This window comes from Mesorhizobium sp. M7A.F.Ca.CA.004.12.1.1 (genome assembly GCF_003997835.1).
Lineage (GTDB): Bacteria > Pseudomonadota > Alphaproteobacteria > Rhizobiales > Rhizobiaceae > Mesorhizobium.
Window position 1 is genome coordinate 1 of record NZ_RZRK01000455.1, and the last position, 5,086, is coordinate 5,086.

Consider the following 5,086-nt stretch of genomic DNA (forward strand, 5'->3'; position numbering starts at 1 on the left):
CATCTAGTCGTCAGGACGATTTTTGTGATGGACGCTTTCCTGATTTTTGCCGCGAAGGATGTTGCGGTCGTCCGGATCGACGAGGTTAGGTGTGTCGGTTCTCATGTCCGATCCTTTGCGCAGCGCTTCGCGTTCCGCCGCTGATCGTTTCAGATCCGCCTCTGAATCGAAATCCTTGCCGGCATTCTTTGTGTTTTCCCGCTCTTCAATGATGCGAATTTGTTGGTCATGGGTTTTGCGTCCAGTCATCGCTTCCTCCGGTGTGTTCGTGTTGGCGCTCGAAAGTCATCGGCCGCCTCTAAGGTCGGGTCACGGCGCTTGCCTGTCCGAGCCGGCTCTCGTGCTGATAATGGCAAGGTGACGGGATCGTTCCGAAGGCGTTGAATAAGCTTTTCGCCAGATGGCTCGGTTCACCGAGGCGCTCACGTTGACCGAGGCCGCCGCCCCGCCTTCTGAACCAGTACGTCCTTTGAACGTTTCGGCGACCGCCGGACTGGTGCCGGACGCCTTTCCGTCGCGCTCCAGTTCAGCGCAGGAAATCGACCACAGCCTGGATGAACTCTGCCGGATATTCGATGTTCGACAGATGGACCGCGGGCAGCACTATAAGCTTCGCGCCGGGCACCGCCGCGGCAATCATCTCACCGTGGCTGGCTGCTGTCACCGTGTCGTGCCGACCGGCGATCACCAGCGTCGGCCGCGGTATCAGTGCTACGGTGCGGCGAAGATCGGCGTCGCGAACCGCTGCGAACAGACCCGCCAGACCTTGCCGGTCGATAGCCAGCAGCATGGTGCGAAACTCTTCGACCACCGGCTCGTTGGCGGCAACCATCGACGTGGGGAACCAGTTGCTCAGGAACGTCTCGGCGGTTTCCGACATGTCCGGTGCCTGCCGCACCGCGGCAATCCGCTCGTCGAAATAGCTTGCCGGCGAGAGATGGGACGAGGTGTTGCTCAGGATCAGCCGGTCGATCCGCTCCGGCGCGTGGATGCCGAGCCACTGCGCGACGAACCCGCCGAGCGACAGGCCAAGGAAATGTACGCGTTGCAGGTCGAGCGCGTCGAGCAGCTCGATGACGTCGCGGCCAAGCCGGTCGAGCGAGTAGGCGCCGACGGGAACGCTCGATCCGCCATGGCCGCGAAAATCGTAGCGCAAGACACGGAAATGCTTCGACAATTCGCCGATCTGCCTGTCCCACATGTGCAGCGTGGTGCCGATGGAATTCGACAGCACCAGCACCGGCTTGCTTGCCTCGCCATCGAAGCGGTAGGCGATGCGCGTGCCGTCGCCCGTTGTGACGAAATTCAGCTCATTCATGATGAAGATTCCTTCTGGAACGTTGAACGAGACAGAGCCTAGCCGTGGAGCGATTTTGTTGATATTACAAAGATAGAACAATCTCTGTAGTAAAAACTGACATGGCCGAATTCACCCTGCACGACCTGCAATGCTTCGATGCAGTGGTCCGCACCGGCGGTTTTCAACCTGCGGCGGCCATGCTGTATCGCTCGCACCCGGCGGTGTTCGCCGCCGTCGCCAAGCTGGAACGACAGCTCGGCCTCATCCTTTTGGACCGCAGCGGCTATCGCGTGCGTCCGACCGAGGCCGGGCTTTCGTTCCACCGCCGAGCGCTATCGCTGCTGCGCGAGTTGGACGGTTTGCGCGTCCATGCCGCCCAGTTGGCGATGGGTGAGGAAAGCGAGATCCACGTGGTGATAGGCGACCTGTGCCCGCGCCCGCATGTGCTGGGCATGCTCGGGCGGTTCTTCGCACAGTGCCCCGGCACGCGCCTGCATCTGCATTTTGAAGCGGTGGGCGGCCCATGGGAGCGTCTATTCGATGACGAAGCCGATCTGATCCTGCACTGGGTCGACAAGGGCGATGCGCGGGTGGAATGGGTCGATCTGTGCAAGGTGTCCTTCATTCCCGTGGTGGCGCCGGGCTTTCTGCCCGGGCGTATCGAGCAGCCGATCACTCTGGATCAGATGCAGGCACTCACCCAATGCGTCATGCGCGACAGCGCCCGCCATTCGCCACAACAAAACTATTCGCTGATCGAAGGCGCGCCGCAATGCCTCGTCGCCGACCAGGGCATGAAGAAGGAGATCATCCTGCAGGGCCTTGGCTGGGGCCACCTGCCCCGCTTCCTGATCGAGGAAGAACTGCATGACGGGCGCCTGCAATCCATTGCCGGCCGCCATCTGCCGGGCCGCACCGACGAACTGGTGGTGGCGCGGCGCCGCGACCGACCGCATGGGCCGATCGCCAACCGGCTGTGGGATCATATCCAGCAGGAAGCGCCGACATTGCGCCGTGCATTGGAGCCGACGGGGCCCGCCGGACAGACACCCACCAACCAGTCGCGAAAGGCGCAAGTGGCAACGCCAGGACCTCTCGGGTCCCGTCCAGCGATCACTTCTTGACATACGCTCCAGGCTGGCGGCCGCTCTTCGGAGCCTTGGCGTCCTTTGAACGCTCCGCGATAGCGGGGCCGGCGCCGGACGTCTTTTCGGTTGCGGCGCTCGGCGTGACTTGCCTTGGCGGGTTTTGTCCCTCCGACTGGCGGGTTCGGTCTTCTACTTCATCCTTCCTGCGGGTGAGCCCCATTCCGCCGGCGGGCTTCTTGTTGGCGGCCGCATCCTGGGAGAATTCATCGGAAGCGTCGGCATCGATCTTTGCCGGATATTTCGTCGCACCGGTTTCATAGCGGGTTTCGTTCTCAGTCATGACATCTCTCCAGTTGCATGACGGATAAACATCTCAGCGGTATCCGAGTTCCAACTCCTGGACTTCGATTCCGGACGGATCTGGGTTCCGGGAGCGCCCGGTCGGCCACCCAAGCGACGAGATGAGCAGCACCCTACTGCAGCAGGCCCTTGACGATGCCGCTCGCCTTGCCGAAATCCATCTGGCCGGCATATTTCTGCTTCAGTGCGGCAATCACCTTGCCCATGTCCTTCTGGCTGGCCGCACCGGTCGCGGCGATCGCCTCGCGCGCCGCAGCCGTCACCGCCGCATCGTCCAACTGCGTCGGCAGGAAGGTGCGGATGATCTCCATCTCGCCGCGCTCCTGCGCGGCGAGATCGGGCCGCTTGCCGTCGTCGAAGGCTTTGGCCGATTCCTCGCGCTGCTTCACCATCTTGGCCAGGATCTGCAGGATCTCCTCGTCGCTGGCCGGCTCCTTGCCCGAACCGCGATTGGCGATGTCGCGGTCGTGAATAGCCGCCTGGATCAGCCGCAATGTCGGCAGCCGGTGCTTGTCCTGCGCCTTCATCGCGCTCTTCAGGGATTCGGCGATTTTTCCGCGCATGGTGCATTCTCCTTCGATCGGCGCGGACAATAGCGCCGGGGGCGAGCCAAGGCAAACCCTGATATGCCGGGGCAAGCCACTGATTTTGCTAGGCGAAATAAAACATGGCGGCATTTCGCATGATCATTGACCGCCCTGCCCCCTTCCCCTATGTACTGGGCCTTGCATGAACGGAAATTTGACTGCGTGGGAGCCGCGAAATCGCCGCTTCGCGCCGTTTGCCGCGCAGATGGCCCGCCGGGCCGGTTGCAGCGCGCGGCCTGATAGGAGTGCCGCATGGCCGAGATGACCGCCGCCTCGACGCCCGCCTGGGCCACTGAAAAGCCGACCGCCCTTCTGGTGCTGGCCGACGGCACCGTCATCGAAGGTCGCGGTCTCGGCGCCACCGGCTCCGCCGTCGCCGAAGTCTGCTTCAACACGGCGCTGACCGGCTACCAGGAAATCCTCACAGACCCTTCCTATGCCGGCCAGATCGTCACCTTCACCTTCCCGCATATCGGCAACATCGGCACCAATGACGAGGACATCGAGGACCTCAATCCCGCCGCCCGCGCCGGTGCCGTCGGCGCCGTGTTCAAGGCCGATGTCACCAATCCTTCCAACTATCGCGCCGGCGCCGGTCTCGACCAATGGCTGAAGAAGCGCGGCATCGTCGCCCTGTCGGGCATCGACACGCGCGCTCTGACCGCACTGATCCGCGAAAAGGGCATGCCCAACGCCGTCATCGCGCACGCGCCCGACGGCGTGTTCGATCTCGACGATCTGAAGCGGCGCGCCGCCGCATGGTCGGGCCTGATCGGGCTCGACCTCGCCAAGGATGTCACCTCGGGCCAGTCCTCGGTCTGGCGCGAGACGCCCTGGGTGTGGAACGAAGGCTTTGGCGAACAGACCGAACCGACAATGCATGTCGTCGCCATCGATTATGGCGTCAAACGTAACATATTGCGCCTGCTCGCCGGCCTCGGCGCCAAGGTCACGGTGGTGCCGGCCAAGACCGGCGCCGAAGAAATCCTTGCCATGCAGCCGGACGGCATTTTTCTCTCCAATGGCCCCGGCGACCCGGAAGCCACCGGTGATTATGCCGTGCCGGTCATCCGGGATCTGTTGAAGACCGACATCCCCGTGTTCGGCATCTGCCTCGGCCACCAGATGCTGGCACTGGCGCTGGGCGGCAAGACCGCCAAGATGCACCAGGGCCATCACGGCGCCAACCATCCGGTCAAGGACCACACCACCGGCAAGGTCGAGATCGTCTCGATGAACCACGGCTTTGCCGTCGATGCCGACTCGCTGCCATCAGGCGTCGAGGAAACCCACGTCTCACTGTTCGATGGTTCGAACTGCGGCATCACGCTGACTGGCCGGCCGGTGTTCTCGGTCCAGCATCACCCGGAGGCTTCGCCCGGCCCGCAGGATTCGCACTATCTGTTCCGTCGCTTCGTCAATCTAATCCGCGAGAAGCGCGGCGAGGAATTGCTGGCCGAACGGGCTTAGCGCGATCCGCTTGCGCCGCCCCTCATCTGCCTGCCGGCATCTTCTCCCCGTATAGTGACGGGGAGAAGGAAGCTGGCCGCACTCTTGGCGTTCTTCTCGCAACATTGATAATTGGTGAAACCATCGGACAACAGCATCTTTCTCCCCGTCACTATACGGGGAGAAATGCCCGGCAGGGCAATGAGCGACTATCTGTGGTGTCAAGTTGCATTGGCGAACTCCATGCGCGCATCGCGTGCTTTTGCATTGAGAATGACGAGGAGTTTTCGCGCCAGCGCCAT

6 protein-coding genes are annotated in these 5,086 nt (G+C 62.6%); 2 read left to right on the plus strand and 4 right to left on the minus strand.

The genetic code is table 11. The features are described 5' to 3' along the window. Window positions 1–3: 3 nt before the first annotated feature. Both EN984_RS22265 and pcaD read right to left on the minus strand, forming a co-directional pair. Window positions 4–249 (minus strand): hypothetical protein, encoded by a 246-nt coding sequence (locus EN984_RS22265; protein WP_127271942.1) that lies wholly within the window; start codon window positions 247–249, stop codon window positions 4–6. Between the two features lie 277 nt (window positions 250–526). Continuing rightward, complete coding sequence (gene pcaD, locus EN984_RS22270; protein WP_127272595.1) at window positions 527–1,318, minus strand: 3-oxoadipate enol-lactonase; 792 nt, start codon at window positions 1,316–1,318, stop codon at window positions 527–529. 101 nt (window positions 1,319–1,419) lie between these two features. Here pcaD and EN984_RS22275 point away from each other — a divergent pair, with 101 nt between their 5' ends. Further along, window positions 1,420–2,424, plus strand: coding sequence for a LysR family transcriptional regulator (locus tag EN984_RS22275; RefSeq protein WP_127271500.1), 1,005 nt, complete (start codon window positions 1,420–1,422; stop codon window positions 2,422–2,424). On the opposite strand, the gene EN984_RS22280 is transcribed toward EN984_RS22275, so the two are convergent. Both EN984_RS22280 and EN984_RS22285 read right to left on the minus strand, forming a co-directional pair. Next, a complete protein-coding gene (locus EN984_RS22280; RefSeq protein WP_127271501.1) occupies window positions 2,414–2,728 on the minus strand; it encodes a hypothetical protein in 315 nt (104 codons plus the stop codon). The genes EN984_RS22275 and EN984_RS22280 overlap by 11 nt on opposite strands. A 133-nt stretch (window positions 2,729–2,861) precedes the next feature. Then, the gene (locus EN984_RS22285) at window positions 2,862–3,311 is read right to left on the minus strand and encodes a GatB/YqeY domain-containing protein (RefSeq protein WP_127272594.1); all 450 of its coding nucleotides are present in this window, start codon (window positions 3,309–3,311) and stop codon (window positions 2,862–2,864) included. A 276-nt stretch (window positions 3,312–3,587) separates the two neighbouring features. Between EN984_RS22285 and carA the strand changes: the two genes are divergently transcribed. Beyond that, window positions 3,588–4,805 carry a glutamine-hydrolyzing carbamoyl-phosphate synthase small subunit gene (gene carA, locus EN984_RS22290; protein ID WP_127271513.1) on the plus strand — a complete coding sequence of 406 codons (1,218 nt, stop codon included), beginning with the start codon at window positions 3,588–3,590 and terminating at the stop codon, window positions 4,803–4,805. The last annotated feature ends 281 nt before the right edge of the window (window positions 4,806–5,086 follow it).